The organism is Parabacteroides caeci, from assembly GCF_023656795.1.
Lineage (GTDB): Bacteria > Bacteroidota > Bacteroidia > Bacteroidales > Tannerellaceae > Parabacteroides > Parabacteroides segnis.
The window spans coordinates 1-17,666 of the sequence record NZ_JAMOKT010000048.1; the positions used below are offsets into that span (position 1 = coordinate 1).

General features: G+C 45.9%; 15 protein-coding genes. 9 read left to right on the forward strand and 6 right to left on the reverse strand.

The window, feature by feature from the left end; translation table 11 throughout:
* Positions 1–148 precede the first annotated feature (148 nt).
* The 3 genes from NBH15_RS20565 to NBH15_RS20575 are packed head-to-tail and all read right to left on the reverse strand — an operon-like array spanning position 149 to position 2,557.
* Complete coding sequence (locus tag NBH15_RS20565; protein ID WP_250823429.1) at positions 149–493, reverse strand: MGMT family protein; 345 nt, start codon at positions 491–493, stop codon at positions 149–151.
* Positions 494–499: 6 nt separating this feature from the next.
* Entirely contained in the window at positions 500–1,360 is an 861-nt protein-coding gene (locus NBH15_RS20570; RefSeq protein WP_250823430.1) for a DUF6599 family protein, read from the reverse strand.
* Positions 1,361–1,372: 12 nt separating this feature from the next.
* Positions 1,373–2,557, reverse strand: a complete 1,185-nt coding sequence (locus NBH15_RS20575) for an aldo/keto reductase (protein WP_250823431.1) — start codon at positions 2,555–2,557, stop codon at positions 1,373–1,375.
* A gap of 151 nt (positions 2,558–2,708) precedes the next feature.
* Between NBH15_RS20575 and NBH15_RS20580 the strand changes: the two genes are divergently transcribed.
* The 6 genes from NBH15_RS20580 to NBH15_RS20605 all read left to right on the forward strand — a co-directional run bounded on the left by NBH15_RS20580 (position 2,709) and on the right by NBH15_RS20605 (position 8,415).
* Positions 2,709–3,986: a carboxypeptidase-like regulatory domain-containing protein gene (locus tag NBH15_RS20580; protein ID WP_010803410.1), complete on the forward strand. Its 1,278-nt coding sequence runs from the start codon at positions 2,709–2,711 to the stop codon at positions 3,984–3,986.
* Positions 3,987–4,039: 53 nt separating this feature from the next.
* Positions 4,040–4,591, forward strand: coding sequence for an RNA polymerase sigma-70 factor (locus NBH15_RS20585; RefSeq protein WP_010803411.1), 552 nt, complete (start codon positions 4,040–4,042; stop codon positions 4,589–4,591).
* On the forward strand, positions 4,588–5,457 hold the full coding sequence (locus tag NBH15_RS20590) for a FecR family protein (protein ID WP_250823432.1): 870 nt from the start codon (positions 4,588–4,590) through the stop codon (positions 5,455–5,457). Before NBH15_RS20585 ends, NBH15_RS20590 begins: the two co-directional genes overlap by 4 nt.
* A 20-nt stretch (positions 5,458–5,477) precedes the next feature.
* Entirely contained in the window at positions 5,478–7,055 is a 1,578-nt protein-coding gene (locus NBH15_RS20595) for an STN and carboxypeptidase regulatory-like domain-containing protein (RefSeq protein ID WP_443146956.1), read from the forward strand.
* Between the two features lie 495 nt (positions 7,056–7,550).
* Positions 7,551–7,883 (forward strand): 6-carboxytetrahydropterin synthase QueD, encoded by a 333-nt coding sequence (gene queD, locus NBH15_RS20600; RefSeq protein ID WP_250823433.1) that lies wholly within the window; start codon positions 7,551–7,553, stop codon positions 7,881–7,883.
* Positions 7,870–8,415: a 7-carboxy-7-deazaguanine synthase QueE gene (locus NBH15_RS20605; protein WP_250823434.1), complete on the forward strand. Its 546-nt coding sequence runs from the start codon at positions 7,870–7,872 to the stop codon at positions 8,413–8,415. The genes queD and NBH15_RS20605 overlap by 14 nt, the downstream gene beginning before the upstream one ends.
* A gap of 128 nt (positions 8,416–8,543) precedes the next feature.
* Here NBH15_RS20605 and NBH15_RS20610 read toward each other — a convergent pair whose 3' ends face one another.
* Positions 8,544–10,961 carry a TonB-dependent receptor gene (locus tag NBH15_RS20610; RefSeq protein WP_250823435.1) on the reverse strand — a complete coding sequence of 806 codons (2,418 nt, stop codon included), beginning with the start codon at positions 10,959–10,961 and terminating at the stop codon, positions 8,544–8,546.
* A 198-nt stretch (positions 10,962–11,159) separates the two neighbouring features.
* On the opposite strand from NBH15_RS20610, the gene NBH15_RS20615 reads away from it, so the two are divergent.
* The 3 genes from NBH15_RS20615 to NBH15_RS20625 are packed head-to-tail and all read left to right on the forward strand — an operon-like array spanning position 11,160 to position 14,951.
* Positions 11,160–13,019: an SLC13 family permease gene (locus NBH15_RS20615; RefSeq protein ID WP_244051100.1), complete on the forward strand. Its 1,860-nt coding sequence runs from the start codon at positions 11,160–11,162 to the stop codon at positions 13,017–13,019.
* Positions 13,020–13,069: 50 nt separating this feature from the next.
* Positions 13,070–14,032: a DUF2156 domain-containing protein gene (locus NBH15_RS20620; protein WP_244051101.1), complete on the forward strand. Its 963-nt coding sequence runs from the start codon at positions 13,070–13,072 to the stop codon at positions 14,030–14,032.
* Positions 13,986–14,951, forward strand: coding sequence for a GNAT family N-acetyltransferase (locus NBH15_RS20625; RefSeq protein ID WP_128133490.1), 966 nt, complete (start codon positions 13,986–13,988; stop codon positions 14,949–14,951). Before NBH15_RS20620 ends, NBH15_RS20625 begins: the two co-directional genes overlap by 47 nt.
* A 20-nt stretch (positions 14,952–14,971) precedes the next feature.
* On the opposite strand, the gene NBH15_RS20630 is transcribed toward NBH15_RS20625, so the two are convergent.
* Both NBH15_RS20630 and NBH15_RS20635 read right to left on the reverse strand, forming a co-directional pair.
* Positions 14,972–17,368: a glycoside hydrolase family 95 protein gene (locus NBH15_RS20630; RefSeq protein ID WP_244051102.1), complete on the reverse strand. Its 2,397-nt coding sequence runs from the start codon at positions 17,366–17,368 to the stop codon at positions 14,972–14,974.
* A gap of 38 nt (positions 17,369–17,406) precedes the next feature.
* The gene (locus tag NBH15_RS20635) at positions 17,407–17,631 is read right to left on the reverse strand and encodes a hypothetical protein (protein ID WP_007659224.1); all 225 of its coding nucleotides are present in this window, start codon (positions 17,629–17,631) and stop codon (positions 17,407–17,409) included.
* Positions 17,632–17,666: the final 35 nt, after the last annotated feature.

The window sequence follows — 17,666 nt, forward strand, 5'->3', positions numbered from 1 at the left end:
GGCCTTCTACTACACGAAGGCGATAAATCTCATGACACATCAGATGATGCTCTCTCTCTTGATAATAATTCTTCTTTTTCATTGTTGATTCTTTAAAGAGTCAACCTTATTTACAAAAAGACAACTTCCGAAATTCACCCGTTGCCTGTCACGGAACAAAGGATATCTCCTCCAAAGGATTCCAAAAGACCTTTTTCCAATCTTTTATACGGTTGTTTTCAACCCGGATGCCTTCCTCTTCCAGTTTTTCCTGCATTGCAGTCGGCGTGCCGAAAGCATCTTTGCCGGATAATATTCCTTGACTGTTCACCACCCGGTAAGCAGGTACTCCCACTTCCGAACAACCTCCCAACACTCTGCCGACCATCCGCGACATATTCGGATAACCGATGGCACGGGCTATCGCACCATAACTGGTGGCACGTCCGTACGGAACCGTTTTCACCATCTGGTAGACAGCCCCCACAAAATCCTCTTTATCAAAATCAGACATATAATATTATAGTTTTCCTGCCAGTTCCTTCAATAAATCATCGCCACCGGCAACCGTATCACCATTCTCATTATAAACTCCAATCAGGTAACGTCCTTTCCAAAGTACCGGAATGTCCCCGTTATAACGGTCTTTGACCAACAACGCACCCTCTTTTAATTCATCCATCTGTTTGGTGAAAGCCATATACTGGGTCAATATATTTTTAATCCCGGCAGAAGAACCGCCATCCAATACAAACAACTGGAAAGCCTGCCCTTCTTTTTCATACTTCACCGTATATACGGCACGCAGAAACTCATGGCCGATAAAATTTGAAGTAATATAAGCAGCCGAATAAGGAACTTGCCCCTCCGCAGGGAATAAACGGATAACAGAAGGATAGCCGGCATCGGCATCCAACCTTCCGGCAAACGCCTTGCCTATCGCCAGCAATTCTTCCGACACATCGCCGGATGCATTACTCCACATCTTCAAATACATATTTCCGGCAAAGAAATACAGATTCGTCTTATCTCCCTGCGCCTCTCCCCCGACAGGTAAATATGCCAGGTCGGATGAACGTTCGGCAGCATACATTCCGAAAGCATCCTCCGGCGTTGCATGGCGATAAGCCTGTATCGTAATGTACTCGCTTCCTTTTTTATACTCCATGGAAGTCATTTCCCTGAAGTTATTCTCGATGAAAAGCGGAGCCGCCCCGTTGATGCGGTCAAAGAGATTATCCGGATTAAACACCTCCACCTCACCGGATATCTCCCAGCCGTCCACTGCCAGCAGCCACGATTTCAACTCGTCCGGTGTCTGCGCCTTTAAAGGACAGAGGGACAACAGGAAAAAGAGTAACAAATAATTGCTCTGTTTCATACGTTCGTTTTATTAAGTCAGAAATTCGTCAGGCACCTGCATCACCGGCGTTATCGCAGCAATCTTCGTCGAAACATCGAAGCCGGAAGGACATTTTACCTGGCAGGTTTCGCAATTGGAACAAATATCCGCCGAAAGATTCAGTTCTCCAAGTGTTTCCTTCGACATTCGCGAATATTTATAACCGTAAGCATACATATAAGCCCGCATAATATCAGGAATAGGAAGATGTTCAGGACATTGCGCCCGGCATTTTCCGCATTGCTGGCAATACAACATTTCCTGTCCGCAAAGGGTAGCCAGATATTCCTGGTCGCCGGCAGTCAGTTCCGGGGAGCGAGCAGCAACCAGGCATTCATCCAGTTCATCATAATTGGAGAAACCGGGGATGGCAGTCGTGATATGTTCGTTCTTCCAGGCCCATTTCAGGCAGGCCTGTGCGTTAATCTTTTTCTTTCCCCCAGCGTCTTCGGTACCACCGGTCATCGTCTTCATGGCAACCAGACCGACACCGGCTTTAGCGGCACGGGCTATGGCCTCTTCCGTCTCTTTCAGATTTGACAGTTTGAAATTATAACTCAGCAAGACAACATCGTAAATACCGGCTTCAACGGCAGCATCCAGCAATTCAGGTTTGCCGGCATGAATGGAAATACCCAGGAAACGGGTTTTACCATCCTCCTTAAACTTCTTCATGACGGCAACCACGCGTTCGTCCTTTACTTCTTCCACTTTGTCCAAAGCATGAGCGTAGAAGAGATCGACCTGTTCCATATTCAGGCGTTGCAGACTCTGGTCGATCAATCTTTCATACGCATCTTCGAAATCATCCCTCAAAGGATAATCGAACTTTCCTTTGGTAGCAATAAAGAAGCTCTCACGCGGCTTCCCGGCAAAGAACTTACCCAGCATTTCTTCATTCTTCCCGCCCTGATAGCCGTGGGCCGTATCAAAATGGAATATACCGGAATTATAGGCAGCTCTTACCACGTTCGGATTGTCGGCACGCATCACACCCATACTCAGTATCGGCAGTTTTACGCCTGTCCTGCCAAGCGTACGGACAGGAATCTCATTTTCATTAGCAGTCACCAGGGGAAGACCGGCAGCCCTGGCTCCCGGAATTAACATCGCGCTTACGCCGGCAGTGGCTGAAAGCCGAAAAAAATCTCTTCGATTTACATGTTTGGTTTTCATAAGATAATATATTAGTATATGTAATTGTCCGACTGAGCCTTACAAATATAGAAAGATTTATCAAAATAATTCACTTTTTCCATAGGGTATTCATTTCCTGAACGATCTTATAAGTACAAACACGATTATTCACCATTAAAACAATACAAAGATGAAAACACTGTGTAGACAATCCATCGGTTTTTTGCTGATCTTATTATTGGTGGCAGGTAGTAGTCCGTTGCTGGCGCAGGACCAACCGGTACGTGACGATGCCGATCCGGAATTTATCACCATCAGCGGAGTTGTCAAAGACAAAAATAATAAGAAACGGCTGGAGTATGTGAACATTTCCATCCCCGGCAGTACTTCAGGTACTATCACCAACGAAGACGGGGAATTCTCTTTCAAGATAAAAGACGCTTCTCATGTGAAGGCTGTCGAAATATCCCATATCGGATACTATAATAATAAGGTAGAAGTAAGCGGCAAGAACCTCTCCGACCTGACCGTCTGGATGACGCCTTACGAGAATATGCTCGACGAGATCATCATCCATGCCAAAGAACCGCGTTACCTCGTGGAAGAGGCTATCAAGAAGATCCCGGAGAATTACAGCAAGAAAACGAATATGCTGACCGGCTTCTATCGTGAGACGGCACAGAAAGGCCGACGCTACATCAATATATCGGAAGCCGTGATCGACGTTTACAAAACGCCTTATCACGAAGCCATAGACCGCGACCGTGTACAGATTTACAAAGGCCGTAAACTATTGAGCCAGCGAAGTACCGATACGCTTGCCGTCAAACTGCTCGGCGGCCCCAACCTGTCAATCCTTTGCGACATCGTGAAGAACCCCGATGTATTGCTCGACAGGGAATGTCTGCCCTACTATCTGTTCAAAATGGAAGAATCAACGAATATCGACAACCGTCCGCAATATGTAATCAGTTTCAAGCCGCAGGTCATCATGCCGTATGCCCTGTATTACGGAAAACTTTACATAGACAAGGAACGACTCTCATTCACCCGTGCCGAATTCAACCTGAGTATGGACGACCGCAACAAAGCGACCCAGGCCATCCTCAAGAAGAAACCGTTCGGATTACGTTTCCGCCCGCTTGAAGTAGCCTATCTGGTAAACTACAAGGACCGCAACGGCGTAACTTATCTGAATTACATTCGCAACGGGGTACGTTTTAAATGTGACTGGAAACGCAAATTATTCTCTACCAACTACACGATCATCTCGGAAATGGTCGTAACGGACGGAAAGGAAGAAAACGTAACCAACATTCCGTACAAGATGGCATTTAAGGAAACACAATCGTTGTCCGACAAGGTAGAAAACTTTATGGATGAAGATTTCTGGGGAGCCTACAATATCATCGAACCTACGGAATCACTGGAAAGTGCTGTCAACAAATTAAAAAAGCAACAGAAATAAATTTCAATATCTTTTCGTACATTTGAAGGACTCTAATCATTAAGATCCACGGCATGCTGAACGATTTATTCGTACTAACAAAGATTAAAGAGGGGGACGTCAAAGCTTTCGAAGGTATCTTCCGGCTCTACTACTCCCCTCTTTGCCTCTACGCCGCCGGTATCACCGGCAGCATGGACGTCGCCGAAGAGATCGTGCAAGAGTTGTTCTACGTATTCTGGAAAGAAAAGGAGAAACTGCAAGTGTTCCGTTCCCTGAAAAGTTATTTGTACGGGGCCGTGCGCAACCAGTCTCTCCAATACTGCGAACATCAGGAGGTACGCAACCGTTACCGGGAAAACGTATTGTCAGGTAATCAGGAAAGCAAGCCGGCCGACCCGCAGGACCAACTCGAATACAAAGAACTGGAAGCTCTGATAAACAGGACTCTCAATAAGCTGCCCGAACGCCGTTTACGCATCTTCCGGATGCAGCGTTTCGAAGGTAAGAAATACGCGGAGATAGCCTCCGCCCTCTCTCTGTCCGTCAAAACAGTGGAAGCTGAAATGACCAAGGCACTTCAAACACTCAGGAAAGAAATTGAGAATTATACACAAACAGTATGACTCGTAAAGAAAGGGACAACAGAAAAACGGACCGGGCATGGGAGAATGTCTACCAACGCCTGGAAAAGGATGGTTTATTGGACCATAAGGAGAAAAACAGTATCATTCCTTATGGAGACATGCGCCGTCCTCCACTCTGGAAAATTATTTCGGCAACAGCAGCAATGCTAGTATTCTGCATTTATCTGTCTACAATTTATTTTAATCAAACAAATAAGGAAACCGACCGCAACCTGCTTACCCGGCAGAACATGGAAACAACGACACTTGCCACCACGCTTGAAGACGGTTCTATCGTCTATCTGGCAGGCAACGCCGCCATCCATTACCCGGAACATTTTCAGGCGGACAAGAGAGAGATCACCTTACAGGGAAACGCTCTTTTCGACATTGCAGGCAACCGCCAGCGTCCTTTCCTTATCGAAACCGAAGATACACGTATCGAGGTGTTGGGTACGGCGTTCAATGTAAAGAGCGACAATACCCAACCGTTTGAACTGTCCGTACAAAGGGGAATGGTGAAGGTGACGCTGAAGCAGAACGGACAAGATGTTTACGTCAAGGCAGGTGAAACCGTCACCCTCTCTTCACGAAAGCTGGAAGTAAGCGAAACAAAAGACCACGGACAATTTGCAACCTATGTCCGGCAAATACGTTTCAAGGATGAAAGGCTGGCCGATATCCTCCGCATTATCAACCTCAATACGGGAGATATCCGTTTTCAGACAACACCGGAACTCGAGGACAGGCAACTCACCGTTACCTTCTCCGACAATTCGCCGGAATCAATGGCAGAGTTAATCTGCTTTGCCCTGAACCTGAAATGTACACGTGACAAAAATCTGATTACTTTGCATGAGAACTAACGGGATAAAAAGGATACAAGGTGAAACTGAGCGCTACATATCGTCTATTATTGATCCTCATCGGGATGCTGCTGATGACAGCTACCCCTTTGCAGGCAGATGATAAGGGCGATAAAGATGTGCTCGAACGCCTTATTCAAATTCCGCGAAGCAAGGAGACTGTTTACCAGTTACTTGGAAAGGTTTCCGAACGTTCCGGCTACCTGTTCATTTACGACAGTAAAATCATCGACAACGAACAGGTAGTAAAAATACCGGGAGGCAAATACACCATTAAAGAGGCCATCTACCATATTATCGGTAACCGTGACCTGGGTCTCCGCGTGATCGGCAATCATATCCTGATCTCCCGCCCAGTAGAACCGCTACCCGTAAAGGAGACACTGCAACCAGCCCTTCCGGATACAGTTTCGTATTTTACCCTCGAAGGCATTCTGCGGGACAAATATACCAACGAACCGATACCGTTTGCCACAGTCAGCGTCAGCGACGATGGCTCCATCGGCAATGTCACCAACCAGGGTGGCGAGTTCAGGCTGCGTTTGCCCGACAGCCTGCGCCAGTCGCAGATCAACTTCTCGCATGTCGGCTACCTGCCTTATGCAATAGAAAGTTCACTGTTGGCAGAACGCTACAGTATGCTGACACTGGAACCGAAAGTGATTCCCATACAGGAAGTGGTTATCCGTATCGTGAATCCTTTGCGCTTGTTACGGGAAATGCAGAAACACAAAAGCCTGAACTATTCCCAGGAACCGGTCTACCAGACTACTTTCTACCGGGAAGGCATCGAGCGAAAAAACAAATTCGTCAGTCTGACGGAAGCAGTTTTTAAAATATACAAAAGTGCGTACACCAACCGTCCGGTCACCGACCAGGTTAAGCTGTTGAAGATGCGCCGTATCACCAACAATCAGGAAAAAGATACGATTATCGCAAAAATGAAGTCCGGAATCAATGCCAGCATACAGCTGGATATCATGAAGGATGCACCCGACTTCCTGCTGCCGGAAAGCGATGTGAATTATCCCTATGTCTATGCCCATTCCGACATCACGGTAATAGACGGCCGGATGGCAAACGTGATCTCTTTCGAACAACGTGATTTCATCAACAGCCCTCTCCTGAAGGGAAATCTGTATATCGATTCGGAAAACAGTGCGCTGTTGCGGGCCGAATTCGAAATACATCCTAAATATGTAAAAGATGCAGCCGGTATGCTGGTTGAAAAGAAAAGCCGTAACCTGAAAATAATCCCGCAAAAGGTTATCTACACCGTTTCCTATAAACCCTGGAACGGTACTTATCACATCAGTCATGTAAGAGGAGACCTTCATTTCAAAGTAAAAAAGAAAAAACAGCTGTTCGGCAGTTCTCCCCTTCATGTATGGTTCGAGATGGTGACATGCAAAACAGATACTTTCAATGTCAGCCGTTTTGACCGGAAAGAAACATTATCGACCCGGACAGTGTTCTCTGAAACAAAATTTAATTATGATGAAGGCTTCTGGGGTAACTTCAATGTGATTCCTCCGGAAGAAAAACTGAATGAAGCGATTGGTAAAATATCGTCAAAAATAGAAGAAACAGGTTACTAAGTGGTTAAAAATCATAAAGAGGGCCTTTTCTCAAAGGCCCTCTTTATAGGTTTTTAATAGGTATTAGTCTTTAAGGCAAAAAGATTGTTTAGGTTATCTGCATGCAAAGATGCGGGATTTTATGTTACTGAACAAATAAAAAAAGATATTATAAAACACATTTTTAAAATTATCGAAACTTATTTGCAGCTTCTTCTATTTTTTAACAATTAAACCTCACCGTTTAATTATCGGTTTGTCACGAAGACGGACACGATTCTCCTTGATTCATAAGCAGTAATAAAATCCACCAACTGCTTATTGCCCCTGTATATCGTTTTTAGCATTCCTAAACGAAAAAATTCAACTTTCTAACACATGCAAAAATATAAATCTTTTTTTAATAAATCCTATAATACGGCATAGTTAACGGCACGGGGATTTTATGTACTTTTGTACCCGTATCGAGGTGACATTAGATACGATATATAAACGTCTTAAATTGCATAATTAAGCATGTACACTGTAATTAAAAGGATGGAGATCTCCGCAGCACATAGCCTGCGTCTCTCCTATTCCAGCAAATGTGAGAACTTGCACGGTCACAACTGGATCATCACTGTTTACTGTCGCTCGAAAGAATTGAATGCCGATGGCATGGTCGTCGACTTCAGTCACATCAAAGAATCAATAAAAAACAAGTTGGACCATCAGAATCTGAACGAGGTCCTGCCTTTCAATCCGACGGCCGAGAATATAGCCCGCTGGATATGCGACCAGTTACCTAATTGTTATAAAGTTGAAGTTAAAGAGTCAGAATCAAACACTGCGATCTATGAAAAAGATTAATCAAATTTTCTACAGCCTGCAAGGGGAAGGCTTTTATACCGGTAGAGCCGCTGTTTTCATCCGCTTTTCCGGATGCAACCTGAAATGTTCGTTTTGCGATACCGAACACGAAGAAGGAACATTGATGTCGGACGAAGAGATATTGGAGGCAATCTCCGCTTATCCGTCAGACATGGTCATACTGACCGGTGGGGAACCTGCTTTATGGATCGACGAAGCATTTATCGACATGCTTCACAAAGCGGGTAAATATATATGTATAGAAACAAACGGCACACGCCCGTTGCCTAAAGGCATCGACTGGGTGACTTGTTCGCCCAAAGAAGGGGCACCGCTCAAAATTGACCATATGGATGAAGTCAAGGTTGTTTATCTGGGACAGGATCTGTCATCCTACATCAAACTGCCAGCCAAATACCACTTCCTCCAACCCTGCTCCTGCCGGAACACGATGGAGATAGTCAACTATATCCTCCAACACCCGGAATGGCAACTCAGTTTACAGACACATAAGCTGATTGATATAGCGTAAAAAGTCACTATCCTATGATCCCGGGCTTGACCTGGGATCACATAATGCCCAGCCAAATTTGCGGACAATTTCGGAAAGCAGGCTACGATCTTTGATGGGAATGCTTACCTTTTATTCCAATATATCAATTAATGATTCGTTCCTTCGAACAAGTCGTGATCCTCCTTTCGCTGAGTTGTTTTTGCCTTGAAATTATTAAATGTATAGCTTAATGTCAAGGTGATAAGCGGATAGTTCGGACGGATCCGGGTGATGGATTGCAGGTCGGATGTGGTGATCTTGCTGACATAACGGGCCGAATTGAAGACATCGCGGAAAGCCAGCGTAGCGGATAACTTACGGTTCATCAACTGCTGCCGGAGAGCCAGATTCACATACCAGAAAGCATCGGTCTGTCCCTGCGTAGTCACGGAAGGGCCGACAAAATTACCGTCCAGCTGGATACGGGTCGATTTGCCCAGGTCGAAGGCATTATTCCAGATAATATCGTAATTCGTGCTCTTCTCGTTCGTTCCGTTCAGTTTGTACTGGTTCTTTACTTTGTAATGATACAGGCTGCCATTCAGGTTCACATTCCACCAACGGGTAAGCTGAACCTGGCCGCTCAACTCCAGTCCGGTCGAATAATCATGACCGACATTCGCCATCGAATCCAACGTCACACCCGCTTCATAAGGGACACGCAAACGCTCGATCTTATCTTTCCGGCTACGATGGAAAACCGTAGCGGAAACCGTATGCTCACCGATATTCTTCTTATAATTAAGTTCGAAAGAGTTGATATATTCCGAACGGATATCCGGGTTACCGATTTCTGCCGAATAATAATCGCGATAGGTAATATAAGGTTCCATAAAGAAAAGTTCCGGCCGTGTGATACGCCGTGAATAGGAAGCCATCAGCTTATGATCTTTCGGGAACGTATATCCCATATGTACCGAAGGGAAAAGCTCAAACTTATTATATTCACGGTCTTTACCGGGAATGGAACTGCGAAGCACACGATGCGTATGCTCCCCTCTTACACCAGCCTGGAAATCGAACGATTTATAGCTGTCGCCGACAATCGCATAGATCGAATTGATCCCGTGCTGGAAATAGAAAGTATTGTAGATATCGTCCCTCCAATAAAACTCCTGCTTTTCAGGACTCCAGAACTGCATACTGTAATCGCCGTCCTCCAGGTAAGAGAAATACTGGTAACCCGCTTCAATATGGCCGGTCTTGCTGTACGGATAGATATAATCCATATTACCGCGAACCGTCCAGCGATGTTCGTCCTCCCAGGCACGGTGCCCCTGTTCGCGCTCATTCTTTTTATTAAACAAGTCGCTCTGGAAATACTCCATAGCATCCCCCCCGTATTTCAGATAAAAACTACCGGTCAACTGATGCCCCTTATCATTGAACTTATGGTCGAAACCGACACTCCCCTGAAAATAAGTTTCATGCAGGTCATAATCGTCGCGACTATAATAATCGCCATTGGCAAAAGGCTGGCTGCCGACCACCCGTTCCTCCATATAATCCAGGTCGCCGGTACGGGTACGACCACCATAACCACCTTCCAGATCGGCATTGAACGTCGTATGGGGTAATGTATACATCCAGCCGGCTTTCAGGGAATAGTTGAAATTATTACTTTCACGAGGACCGTTCGAATGGGATGTCGTTGCGGTATCGGCAACGATCGTAGTCTTTTCCTGGTCAAAATCACTTTTCCGCAAACGGTCAGTCCAGCCTCCGCCAAAATACCAGCGGGATGATTTGTTCTGTTGCGTCAGCAGGAAATCCACCCCTCTCGACAAAAATGTGCTACCAGTCAGGTTGACCATTCCGCTGAATCCATGCTGTGCGTGCTTCTTTGTAATGATATTGATGATTCCGACATCGCCCCCTGTATCATGGCGGGCGGAAGGAGTCGTTATGATCTCGATATTTTCAATATGGCCGGATGGGATCTGTTCCAGAGCCTGTGTCCCACTGAACACGCTCGGCTTACCGTCTACATACACCATAAACCCCGTACTTCCACGGAAAGATACTTCGCCCTCGGCATCCACGCGGATAGACGGCGTATTCTCCAGAATGTCGACAGCCGTTCCTCCGCTTGCCAGCATATTCGAAGAGGCCTCGATCACCTTCTTGTCCAGTTTATAGATGACCTGTTTCTTTTGCGCCACGACTTCCACCTCGGCAAGCCCGACTTCAAGCGGTTTCATAGGAATCGTCCCCAAGTCGACTACTGCCGACGATGATGCGAGCACAATATTCTGCCGGGTAAACAAATCGTAGCCGACCAACCGGATCATCAGGCTGTATTCCCCGTTCTTCACATCTGCAATTCCAAAACTTCCGTCCATATCGGGCAAAGCATGAAACACAGGATTATCATCTCCCTTTTTAAAAAGGAGAACGTCTGCAAAATCCAAAGGCTTATTTGTTCCGGCATCCACAATTTTCCCTTTGATACGGGTTAACGGAGCGGCAGTTACAGACAGACTAAAACACAATAAGACCACAATGAGACAAAAACACTTCTTCATTTCTTTACATCAGTCGTTGTTAACAATTTTGCGAAGATAGTATATTCATTACTGCCATGCAATTATTTATGCAGGTTGTATCCCGTTTTCTACTATTTTTGCATAAAAATCGAAGTATCGGGTAAACATATGGGGGTCTTTTTCAGTTAACTATACTGGAGGGATTCGTTTTAGTAAAAACCATTTTAAGTACATTTTATGATAACAACTCTTATTATTCTGGCCCTGTCGGCAGTCTTTTTTGTCAATGGAAAAATACGTTCAGACCTTGTTGCACTTTGTGCACTGGTCTTGTTAATGGTGTTTAATATCCTCACACCGGAGGAAGCGCTTTCCGGTTTCTCCAATTCCGTTGTCATCATGATGGTCGGTTTGTTTGTCGTAGGCGGAGCTATCTTCAAAACCGGACTGGCAAAAATGATCGGCAGTAAAATACTTCATCTGGCAGGTACGAGCGAAATCAAGCTATTCATATTAATCATGCTGGTGACAGCTTTTATCGGCGCATTCGTCAGCAACACCGGGACAGTCGCGCTGATGCTCCCTATTGTTGTCAGCATGGCGGTCAATGCCAACATCAGTCCGAGCCGTTTCCTTATGCCGCTTGCATTTGCAAGTAGTATGGGAGGTATGGCCACCCTGATCGGTACGCCTCCTAACCTTGTGGTGCAGGAAGCACTTTCCAATGCCGGATACAATGATCTCTCTTTTTTCTCGTTCACCCCGATCGGAATAGTCTGTATAACGGTAGGCCTCATTGTTCTGATCCCACTCAGCAAATGGTTCCTGACGAAGAAAGAGGATACTAAAAAGAACGACGCTTCTACCGGACGTTCACCACAGGAACTATCAAAAAAATACAGCCTTTCCGATAATCTGTACCGTGTACGTGTTCACAAAGACTCATTGGTAAAGAATAAGAAACTGCATGAATTAAATATCACCAGCCTGTACAACCTCACCATTCTGGAAATACGGCGCAAGTCTTCCTCACAAAGCCGCTTCATGAAGACAGTCGACCAGAAACTGGCTGGTCCCGAAACGGAAATTCAGGAAGAAGATATATTATATGTATTCGGAGACTACCATAATATAGACAAATTCGTAAAAGAGAACCGGCTGGACCTGACGGAATCGAAAGTTTCGGAATTTACCGGAGATAACGAGAAACTGAGCGTTCGTGAAATCGGTATTGCCGAAGTCCTCTTGATACCCGACTCCAAACTGATCAACAGAGCCGTTAAAGACTCCGGCTTCCGCGATAAATACTCCGTAAACATTCTGGGAATAGAACGCGGAAACGAATATATCCTTTCCGATGTGAAAGATATAAAGATGCATGCCGGCGATATCCTGCTGATACAAGGGACCTGGGACGATATTGCCCGTATGAGCAAGAAGCAGTCGCAATGGGTCGTACTCGGCCAGCCCGTCGAAGAGGCCTCCAAAGTGACACTCGATTATAAAGCCCCCGTTGCAGCCGGTATCATGGTCCTGATGATCGCCGCCATGGTGTTCGACTTTATCCCTATCCCTCCGGTCGCAGCCGTATTGATAGCTGCCATACTGATGGTACTGACCGGATGCTTCCGGAATGTGGAAGATGCCTACAAAACAATCAACTGGGAAAGTATCGTTCTGATAGCCGCCATGCTGCCGATGTCGCTGGCACTGGAGAAAACAGGAGCATCGTCGCTTATTTCCGAAAGACTTGTCGGAGGACTGGGCAATTACGGCCCGTTGGTCCTGATGGCAGGAATCTATTTCACGACTTCGTTGCTGACGATGTTTATCAGTAATACGGCAACAGCCGTGCTCGTAGCTCCCATCGCATTACAGTCTGCCATATTCATCGGTGTAAGCCCCTACCCGTTCCTGCTTGCCGTTACAGTAGGTGCCAGCATGTGTTTTGCCTCGCCGTTCTCCACACCACCCAATGCGCTTGTGATGTCGGCCGGTAAATATACTTTCATGGATTACGTAAAAGTCGGGCTCCCGTTGCAAATTATTATGGGAATTATTATGATATTTGTGCTGCCTTTATTATTTCCGTTTTAAACATTAACGGACATTTATTAGTTTTATATTTGTACGACAAAAAGAAAAGTATGAAGATTCCTTTTAAACCAATTACAATAGAGGATAAAGAACTTATTACGTCATTTATCTATCCTCACAATTATCGCAATTGTGATTACTCGTTTGCCAATATCTGTAGCTGGCGTTTCCTGTACGACACGGAGTTTGCCGTTGTCGACGGTTTCCTGCTGATCCGTTTCTGGATAGAAGACAAAAGCCGGTTGGTCTATATGACACCTGCCGGAAAAGGAGACCTGAAACATGCGTTGGAGTTACTCGAAGCCGATTCGCAGGAACACGGGCACCCGCTCTGTATGCTAGGTATCACACCGGATGCCAAAGACATCCTGGAAGAAGCGCTGCCCGGCGGATTTTTCTATATCCCCGAACGTGACTATTTCGATTATATCTATCTGCGTGAAGACCTGGCATTGCTGAAAGGCAAGAAGTTCCAATCCAAGCGTAACCATATCAATAATTTCAAGAAAAGATATGAATACGAATACGCCCCCATCACTCCGGAACTGATCCCGCAGTGCCTGAAGCTGGAATGTAAATGGTATAAAGCCAATGAAACGGAAGATGATGCGGAAGACCTGAATTTCGAACGTATTTCGATGACTTACGCGCTCAACCATTACGACGAACTGGGCCTGCTCGGAGGAGCATTGCTGGTGGACGGCAAAGTAATAGCTTTCACCTTCGGTGCACAGATCAATCACGACACCTTCGGGGTGCATGTGGAAAAGGCGGATGTGAACTATGAAGGCGCTTACACTGTTATCAATCAGGAATTCGCTTCACGCCTGCCGGAAGAGTTCGTCTACGTCAACCGCGAAGAAGACCTCGGCATCCCGGGATTGCGTCAAGCGAAACTTTCTTATAACCCGGTCATACTATTGGAAAAAAGTGCCGCGATTAAGAAAACGCTAAATAATAAACAAGATGAACAAGCAGCAAATAATCGATCTGTGGCGTCTCTCCTTCAATGATACGGAAGAGTTTATACGCCTTTATTTCGACCGGGTATACAAAGAAGAAAATACCCTCGTCATCGAAAAGGACGGACAGGTAGTATCTGCCTTGCAGATGCTGCCTTATACCATGACTTATTATGGTACGGAAATATCCGTAGCCTATATTTCCGGAGCTTGCACCCTGCCTTCCATGCGGGGAAAAGGCCTGATGAAACAACTGATGCAAAAGGCTTTCGATGAAATGAAATACCGTTCGGTTGCCGTAGCGGCACTGATTCCTGCCGATCCCTGGTTATTCGATTATTACCGGGAACTGGGATATACGGAAACGTTCGACTGCTCCGAGGATACGTATATACGTCCGGAAACACCGGTCTACGCTCCTCAGATAACCGTTGTACCACCGGAAGTTCCTTCCCTGGATCAACTGTACGACTATTTCAACCGTAAAATCCGCGAAAGACAATGTTGTGTCCTGCACACCAAAGATGACTTTGTCACCATTCTTCGCGACCTGCAACTGGATGGCGGACAGATGCTGACAGCATTAAACGAAAAAGACCAACCGATAGGGATGGCCTTCACTCTTCCGCCGGATCATACACCTGGACTTTCCGAAGACAAGAAACAGGTGTACGTAAAAGAGTTCTTTTATGATGATGACCGGGTAGCCAACCTCTTACTGCAAGAGGCCACTTTGCAAAACAACGTGAATAAGGCTATCTATAAAACACCTCCGGTCGTACCGGCAACCCGTCCGGTCGGAATGGCCCGCGTAATCGACATCGAGCGCCTGATACATCATTGGCTGTCCACCCATAAAGACAGTCCGTTTACAGAACAGAATCTGAAGGATATGGACATTCAGACACTCACCCGGATCGTTATGGGATACCCGAATCGGGAATCATATATGAGTCTGATGCTGGATTAATCCGGCATCAGACTACTGTCTCAATCGTAAGCAACTTCAAAGATATCCCCTTTTTGCAAGTCGATCCTGACAATACCGTAAGGAAGAAGGATAGGGTCGATTTGTTTCTTATTTTTATAGTACTTTTCATGCCCGGTCCGTTCGGGCAATTTCAACTTTAAGGTATTATTGACCTTAGCAGTAACCAATGCATGTTTAACAGCCTTATCGCTCCAGGAAAGATCGATTTGAAAACCTCCGCGGGCACATAATCCTTTGTAACTACCGGAACTCCATTCTTCCGGCAGGCAAGGTAAAAGCTCTGCATACTCTTCATGACTCTGAAGTAACATTTCAGCAATCCCGGCTGTTCCCGCCTCATTCCCGTCGAAGACAAATATATCCGTCGGCGCACCAGCAATACCTTTCGGAGAGATAGTCAGCATATTCTCGCGGCTCAACTCATTGATAAGCCCCAGCACACTTCCATAAGCCTTTTTACTGTCCTTCAAACGGGCAAAGAAATTAATCATATTCGCCCGGCTCCACTCCACATCTTCCCAATCAGCGGCATTCAGGCGCCGGTCGATAGAAACAGCGGCCGCCTTCGCCAACTCCGGTGTACCGTCCAAACTGATTTGCGAATAAGGATACAACGCCAGCAGATGGCTGGTATGACGGTGATTCGGAACCGCCTCCTCATAATCCTCCTGCCACTCCTGAACCTGTCCGTATTTTCCTATTTTAAAAGGAGGCAATCTGTCGATAGCATCTATCACACGTCCTCTGAACTCTTCATCCACCTGCAACAACTCCGAAGCATTCTGGCAAGCATTCAGTATCTCATAAACAATCACCCTGTCGCATGTCGGCATCATAGAAAGCGACAACTGCTTCCCGTCCAAAAGGAAAGCATTCTCCGGAGAGGTAGACGGACCGGTCACCAGGTAACCGCTATTCGGATCTTCTATCATATAATCGAGGAAAAACAAAGCCGATTGTTTCAATACAGGATAAGCTCTCAATAAGAAGACCTCATCGTTGGTAAAACGGTAATAATCCCATAAATGGGAAGCCAGCCATGCCCCTCCCGTCGGATGAAGTCCCCAGCCTGTCCCCCAACCCGGAGCAGTAAATCCCCAGACATTCGCCATGGTATGAGCCACCCAGCCTTCGCAACCATACACAGTCTTAGCAGTCTTTGTTCCGGCTTCGGCCAATGCTCCTATATAATCGAACAAAGGAATATTACATTCACTGAGGTTACAGACATTAGCCGCCCAGTAATTCTGCTGCGTATTGATATCCAGATGATAATCGCAACTCCACTGCATATTGCACGCCAGATTATCATTCCATATACCCTGAAGATTAGCAGGCAGCGGAGAGTTTTCACGTGATGCAGAAATCAATAGATAACGCCCATACTGAAAAAATAAAGCAATCAGGTCCGGGTCTTCATTGCCTTCCTTCAACAAATTCAGGCGTTCATCGGTAGCCATCTCATTCTTCCCTTCTCCCAACGAAAGAGCAACGCGGTTGAATAACCGGCCGAAATCTGTTTCATGCTCTTGTTTCAACGTGTCAAATCCTTTCTTTTCAGCACCGTTCAAGGCAGACGAAGTCATTTCTTCCATATCCCCTGGAACGAAATCGGTGCGAAGGTCAGCAATGAGCACTACTTCATCCGCATTCTCCACCGACAAACTTTTTTTGTTCTGCCTGATGCTTCCACCTTCCGCCAGAACCTTTATCCCACCGTAAAAATGAACACCACCGGAACCGAATGTAGGAAAATCGACCTGTCCTGAAAAACTGATGGCATTCTTATCCGTCGTAACGTCAGACTTTCTCAATACATTCAAACCAACCTCAAAGTTCTGTTTTCCCTTCTCCGAAGCACTCAACCGTATCACCAGGACATTAGCCGGATTAGAACAGAAATACTCACGGTTATAAGTCACCCCATCCTGCCGATAAGAAACCGATGCAACACCTTTAGCCAGGTCAAGCGTACGTATATAATTTTCGACAGTTCTGTTTCCTTGTGCGAAAGCCAGCTCTATATCACCGAACGGCACATGAGTTCCAAAAGAATTAGGAACACCGACCAACTGCTCCGAAGCCTGTGCATTCCCTTCCTCCAGTTTACCGTCCAGGAACAGTTGCTGTATATTTCTCAAAGCCTCTTTTCCAAAAGGCTTCTCCTGCCCCGCATCCCGTTGCCCGGACCAAAGCGTAATCTCGTTAAAGGCAACCTTTTCTTTCTCTACGCCACCGAACACCATACCGCTCAGCCGTCCGTTCCCTATCGGCAACGATTTCATCCAATCGTCCGAAGGCTCGTCATACCACATCTTCACCGGGTTTTCCTGGGCAAACACACCCTGCACGACAAGACCTAAGCTAAAAAAGAGACACAACCATTTGCTTTTCATAATAACACAACTAAATATTTATATCATGACAAACCGCATCAACACGATTCGTTCTTTTTCTTTTCCAGCGCTTGTTTATAAAGTATGTCCTGAAGTACGGTATACTGGGCAACATAGCTTTCCTCCATCATGCCATTAGCCTCACTCGCCCCGTCTGTCTCCACAAACAGACTGATTCTTTTACTCATTTCTATATACTCGTCGAAACCTTCATTAGAAGAGTTCAATACACTGATAATCGTTTTGTATCTCGGGGTATCCATAATTATCTATTAAATTTTAATTCAACAATAAGACA

What these genes read in the sequence shown, in the direction of transcription:
- NBH15_RS20565 (WP_250823429.1), bottom strand. Translation starts at nt 493, where the DNA reads ATGTCTGATTTTGATAAAGAGGATTTTGTGGGGGCTGTCTACCAGATG.
- NBH15_RS20570 (WP_250823430.1), bottom strand. Translation starts at nt 1,360, where the DNA reads ATGAAACAGAGCAATTATTTGTTACTCTTTTTCCTGTTGTCCCTCTGT.
- NBH15_RS20575 (WP_250823431.1), bottom strand. Translation starts at nt 2,557, where the DNA reads ATGAAAACCAAACATGTAAATCGAAGAGATTTTTTTCGGCTTTCAGCC.
- NBH15_RS20580 (WP_010803410.1), top strand. Translation starts at nt 2,709, where the DNA reads ATGAAAACACTGTGTAGACAATCCATCGGTTTTTTGCTGATCTTATTA.
- NBH15_RS20585 (WP_010803411.1), top strand. Translation starts at nt 4,040, where the DNA reads ATGCTGAACGATTTATTCGTACTAACAAAGATTAAAGAGGGGGACGTC.
- NBH15_RS20590 (WP_250823432.1), top strand. Translation starts at nt 4,588, where the DNA reads ATGACTCGTAAAGAAAGGGACAACAGAAAAACGGACCGGGCATGGGAG.
- queD (WP_250823433.1), top strand. Translation starts at nt 7,551, where the DNA reads ATGTACACTGTAATTAAAAGGATGGAGATCTCCGCAGCACATAGCCTG.
- NBH15_RS20605 (WP_250823434.1), top strand. Translation starts at nt 7,870, where the DNA reads ATGAAAAAGATTAATCAAATTTTCTACAGCCTGCAAGGGGAAGGCTTT.
- NBH15_RS20610 (WP_250823435.1), bottom strand. Translation starts at nt 10,961, where the DNA reads ATGAAGAAGTGTTTTTGTCTCATTGTGGTCTTATTGTGTTTTAGTCTG.
- NBH15_RS20615 (WP_244051100.1), top strand. Translation starts at nt 11,160, where the DNA reads ATGATAACAACTCTTATTATTCTGGCCCTGTCGGCAGTCTTTTTTGTC.
- NBH15_RS20620 (WP_244051101.1), top strand. Translation starts at nt 13,070, where the DNA reads ATGAAGATTCCTTTTAAACCAATTACAATAGAGGATAAAGAACTTATT.
- NBH15_RS20625 (WP_128133490.1), top strand. Translation starts at nt 13,986, where the DNA reads ATGAACAAGCAGCAAATAATCGATCTGTGGCGTCTCTCCTTCAATGAT.
- NBH15_RS20630 (WP_244051102.1), bottom strand. Translation starts at nt 17,368, where the DNA reads ATGAAAAGCAAATGGTTGTGTCTCTTTTTTAGCTTAGGTCTTGTCGTG.
- NBH15_RS20635 (WP_007659224.1), bottom strand. Translation starts at nt 17,631, where the DNA reads ATGGATACCCCGAGATACAAAACGATTATCAGTGTATTGAACTCTTCT.